Below are 4,621 nucleotides of genomic sequence, written 5' to 3'. Positions count from 1 at the left end.
AGCCAGACACCGGGTGCGAAGAATCCAACCACCGCAACACCTGCGGCACCACTCACCCTGACACTGAGCCCCCATGCTATGCCGCAGATCACACCACCGGAGCCGACGTTGACCGCCCCCTGGACCCTGGATGTGGTGTCCCCCCGCTGGGGCATCTGGACTTGTGCCCAACGGTGCCCAGATCCACGGAAGACGCTCCGGTGATCAGTAGTCCGGGCCGGTGGTGCTGCGGGCGGCGGGTTCACGCCCGAGGCAGGACAGCCCGACCATGGTCGCGCCCAGCAGCAGGTGCAGCCAGTCGTCGGCGCTGTTCACGGGCACGACGTTCGCCGTGGACTCCTTGTCGATCACCAAGCCGTAGAGCCACAGGAGCAGGTAGATCGCCCCGCCCCAGCGCAGGTAGGCCCGGGCCCCGGAGAGGGTGCGGGCCAGAGCTAGCCCGACGATCCCGTAGAGCAGGTGGAGGAGGTTGTGCAGGATCGAGACCTGGAAGACGCCCAGGAGCAGGGCCTCGGAGGAGTGCCCGGCGAAGCGCAGGGAGTCGTAGCCGGTGGTGATCCCGGGGACGAAGCCCAGGACCCCCACGAGCACGAACACGGCCCCGTAGGCCACGGCGTCGGTCCGGACGGGAGAGCGGCGGGCGGCGGGAGCGGCCATGGTCTGTCCTCTCACCGGTCGTGCACGGGGACCGGGAAGGTGGCGCCCACCTCCGGTGGATCTGAAGAACCTGGTGGCCAGGACCGGCTCCGTGCCCGGGCGTGTCCAGGCGGTGGACCCTGTGCGGTAGGCCGGGGACACGGGCCACCTGCCCGCCGGTGGGGGCTGGGTCAAAACGACGCGCACCGGTTGGGTGTGGGCCTCGAGCTGGTCGTGCTCGACCTCCCAGCACAGCAGGTCCAGCGCTGCGCCTTCGAGGTGGTCGATCCCGGTGAGGTCGATGACGACCTCGGTGTCGGCGGTGAGGCTGCGCATGCGGCGGATCAACGGGTACAGGGTCCGCTGGTTGGTCTCCGTCAGGCACCCGGTGGTGAGCAGGCGCACGCGGCTGTGGTCCGGGGCGATCCGGACGAGAACGGACAGTGGAAGGTCCACAGCGGGGCTCCTGGGCCGGGGGAAGTGGTGGCCGGTGGCTGGACCTGCTGCCAGGGTAGGCGGGCCCGATCGTGCTGACCAGAGTCGTCGTCCCCCGGGGCGCTCCGACCCCCGGCAGGGTCCGTGTGGCCGGGCGCCGTGCGGCGATCTCATGGTGGTGGGCCCGTCTCAGGGCAGCACCCGGTTGCTGCCCGGCGCCGTGGTGCGCCCGCGACAGCCGCCCGGTCTCGCACCCGGTCTCGTGGTACGCCCGCGACGGCCGCCCGGTCCCGGTGGCCATCCTCTCCGGGCATCGGGGCCGGTGAGGGCCCGCACCGCACCGACAGCAACCACGGCACGACCCACCTGGTCATCCCCGCACACCTCTGGGCCCCAAGTGCCGATCCCCAGGCCCGCATGGGGCCCCGGGGATCGGCGCATCGGCACAGCGCGTGGACTCCTCCAGCGCTGCACCGCCTCCGGTGCTATTCCTTCTTGAGCTTGTCCTGGACCGCACCGGCGGCCTTCTCCACGATGTTGGGCTGGGCGGTGGTGCCGTAGAAGCGGGCGTCGGGGTGGGTTGGAGGAGGCATCGGCACCCCGGCCATGGGCTCGGGGCGGTAGCCGAAGGTGCCGTTGCCGTCCGGGGTGGGCCCCGAGGCCCACGAGCCCTCGGCGGCGGCGGCCCCGTCGGAGAAGTTGTAGTAGTCGTAGGAGTAGCCGGTGGCCTCCTTGGACTGCGGGAAGTTCGAGGGCACCGGCAGCTGCTCCAGGCCATCCTCCTGGATCTCCCTGACCGCGGCCATCCACTGGTTCTGGTGCATGGTGTCCCGGGCGAGCAGGAAGGAGAGCATGTCTCGGATCCCGTGGTCGTCGGTCATGTGGTAGAGCCGGGCGACCTGGGTGCGGCCCTGCATCTCGGCGTTGACGTTGGCGGTCATGTCCGCCAGCAGGTTGCCGGACGCGGTGACGTAGGAGCCGGACCAGGGGTTGCCCATGGAGTCCACCGGACGCGCCCCGGCCCCGGCGACGATGGCGTGCTGGAGGTCGGTGCCGCCGATCACCGCCGCCACCGCCGGATCGGACTGCACAGCGTCGTCGGTGATGCCCAGCGGGGCCTTCTCCAGCAGCTGGGCGATCATGGTCGCGAGCATCTCGATGTGGCCGAACTCCTCGGCGGCGGTGCCGAAGAGCAGGTCCCGGTACTTGCCGGGGATGTGGGCGTTCCAGGCCTGGAAGCTGTACTGCATGGCCACGGTGATCTCCCCGTACTGGCCGCCGATCACCTCCTGGAGCTTGCGCGCGTAGACCGCGTCGGGGGCCTCCGGGGTGGCGTTGTACTGCAGCTTCTGCTGGTGGAAGAACATCCTGACCTCCGTGATCGACTGCCTTCAGGTGGCCGCCACCGGGGGTGGAACCGGGGTCAGCGCGGCCGGTGGGGGTGACGACCACGGTAGTGAGTCGACACCGTAATGGGAAGATTGCTGATGATATTTTGGGGGCGGCCATGTGTTCTCGGGCGACCCTCCGGGGACCTGTGCCGGCGAGGGCCGGGCCGGCTGGGCCACCCCTCCTGCGTAGATGCCACCCAGACGTGCACGTGCAGCCCGCACACCATCAGGTCCCGGGCCGGGTGCACGTGCGGGCCCACCGGCAACGGGGAAGTGGCCAGGGCCACTGCCCGGACTCCGGCAGCACAGGCCGCCCGGTCGGCCAGGGCACGCCCGGCCACGACGTCGGCCTGCACTCCCCGCAGGCTCCGGTGGGGAGGGGTGAGCATTTCGAGCATCTCTTGCTGCAGCTACGCGGTCAGCTTCGGCCCGCCGCCGGCAACGATGCGCCGGTAATGCTCCAGGACAGGGCAGGAAGCCGCGACCGGGGCGCCGGTGATCGCGTCGACCAGGAGGAACTCCTTCCCCCCCCCCCCCCCCGAAAGAGCGCACGGCGTGGGTGTTCACCTCGCTCCTCCACAGGGGCGGGGCGTGCCGCTCCTGCCGGTGCTGTGAGGGGCGGCGGACATGGGCGGCAGGCGCAGGGTCTCAGTCTCGATGACCTCCCCGGCGACCTCGGCGAGGTCACGGTCGCTGTCCTGGGCTGTCGTGCGTAGCATGTCGAACGCTTCCTCACGACTCAGCCCGTAGCGGCCCATCAGCACCCCGATCGCCACCCCGATCTGCTGGGCTGCGGCCAGCTCCTGCTCCCGTCGCCCCTGCTCCCGTCGCCCCTCCTGTGGGTGGCGCAGCTGTGTGGTCACCGCCTGCACGGCTTGGCAGGCCAGCAGGGCACCGGTCCAGATGTGAGGGCCGGTGAAGGCGTCGGGGGAGTCCGCGTACAGGGTCAGAGCGACCGTGGTCGCCGGATCCTGGGGCAGGGGCAGGTGGTAGGCCACCAGCCCGGCCACGTTCAGACGTTCACGGGCCTGGGCCGCCAAGGCTGGCCAGCGGCGGTCCCGGGCCAGGTTCTCCACCAGGTGGATGCCGCCGCCGGGGGCGGGGTCCACGGCCGGGCCCGAGCCCAGCTCGTGCTGGAGCGCATCAGCCTGGGCGGCCATCGGGGCGGTGGCCACCAGGGTGCGGAACCGCCCGGGGCCGGCCATGCTCACACTGGCCCACCGGGCTGCACCCACGTGGTGCACGCCAGCCTGGGCGATGGCGGCCACCGCCCGTCCGCCGGAGCCCGGCCGCCGGTGCAGGGCGGTCATGACCTGCTCGATCTGGGTCAGTTGTACCGAGGCGCTGATCCGCGGGGCCCTCATGCCGCCCACGACTCCTGGGTCTGCAGCCGATGATGGGACCGGGCGGGTGCGGGATGGTGGTCGGGCAGGCCGTTGGGAACGACCTCCTCGACCGGGCTGGGCCCGTCCACGGTGTCGTCGTGGTCGACGGCCCAGCGCAGCAGGTCCACAGCGGCCGCCTCAATGTGTGTCGCGCAGGTGAGGTCGATGCTGACCGTCACCGGCGGGATCAGCGTCCTTGCCCGGTGGATCAGCGGGTGCAGCACGTGCTGGTTGGTCTCGGTCAGGCACCCGGTCACGACCAGGCACACATAGGCGCCGTCGAGGTCGACCTGGACGAGCACGGAGAGCTTGTGGTCCATGAGAAACATCCTTCAACGCATGCACGGAATCTCATGGCCACCTTCTTGACCTCTCCCCACGGTACGCCCGTTACCCCAGGTCGACCAGGCATTTGCACGGATTGCACACCGGACTGATCGTCGAAGAGTCCCTCCTTGGCGAGCCGCTGCGAGAGCGCCCAGGACCACCGAGCTGAGTTCTCGGTGCAGGATGCTTGGCTGGTGGGGGATGTGCGTGGTTACAGTTGAGGCGTGGTCGAGCAGCTGGCCCGCAGTGCGCTGCTGTTGATGAAGGATGCCCCCGTGGACCACAGACTCCCCGTGAAGACCGAGGTCGCCGGTCGCGATGACGCCTCCGATGAGGCGACTGCCCGGCGCCCCACTACGGATCCGGCAGTGCTGGGCGCCCTCGCCGACGCCCGCTACGTCCTGCCCCTGAAGTGGGCGGACGACGACGGCCTGGACGGGCTCGCCC

At 70.7% G+C, this 4,621-nt stretch carries 4 protein-coding genes and 1 pseudogene; 1 reads left to right on the top strand and 4 read right to left on the bottom strand.

Annotated features, from left to right (window positions below; translation table 11 throughout):
- Positions 1-204: 204 nt before the first annotated feature.
- The 4 genes from IEW07_RS21705 to IEW07_RS20530 all read right to left on the bottom strand — a co-directional run bounded on the left by IEW07_RS21705 (position 205) and on the right by IEW07_RS20530 (position 4,167).
- Positions 205-1,092 (bottom strand): DUF4383 domain-containing protein, encoded by an 888-nt coding sequence (locus tag IEW07_RS21705; protein WP_308738254.1) that lies wholly within the window; start codon positions 1,090-1,092, stop codon positions 205-207.
- A gap of 464 nt (positions 1,093-1,556) precedes the next feature.
- Positions 1,557-2,438 carry a manganese catalase gene (locus tag IEW07_RS20540; RefSeq protein ID WP_188540634.1) on the bottom strand — a complete coding sequence of 294 codons (882 nt, stop codon included), beginning with the start codon at positions 2,436-2,438 and terminating at the stop codon, positions 1,557-1,559.
- 587 nt (positions 2,439-3,025) lie between these two features.
- Positions 3,026-3,826, bottom strand: a complete 801-nt coding sequence (locus IEW07_RS20535; protein ID WP_188540632.1) for an ANTAR domain-containing protein — start codon at positions 3,824-3,826, stop codon at positions 3,026-3,028.
- Positions 3,823-4,167 carry a hypothetical protein gene (locus tag IEW07_RS20530; RefSeq protein ID WP_188540630.1) on the bottom strand — a complete coding sequence of 115 codons (345 nt, stop codon included), beginning with the start codon at positions 4,165-4,167 and terminating at the stop codon, positions 3,823-3,825. The genes IEW07_RS20535 and IEW07_RS20530 overlap by 4 nt, the downstream gene beginning before the upstream one ends.
- A 231-nt stretch (positions 4,168-4,398) precedes the next feature.
- On the opposite strand from IEW07_RS20530, the pseudogene IEW07_RS20525 reads away from it, so the two are divergent.
- Positions 4,399-4,621, top strand: a pseudogene (locus tag IEW07_RS20525) (hypothetical protein); the annotation flags it as partial.

This window comes from Kocuria dechangensis, from assembly GCF_014636775.1.
Lineage (GTDB): Bacteria > Actinomycetota > Actinomycetes > Actinomycetales > Micrococcaceae > Kocuria > Kocuria dechangensis.
This window is presented reverse-complemented; position numbering and strand designations above follow the sequence as displayed.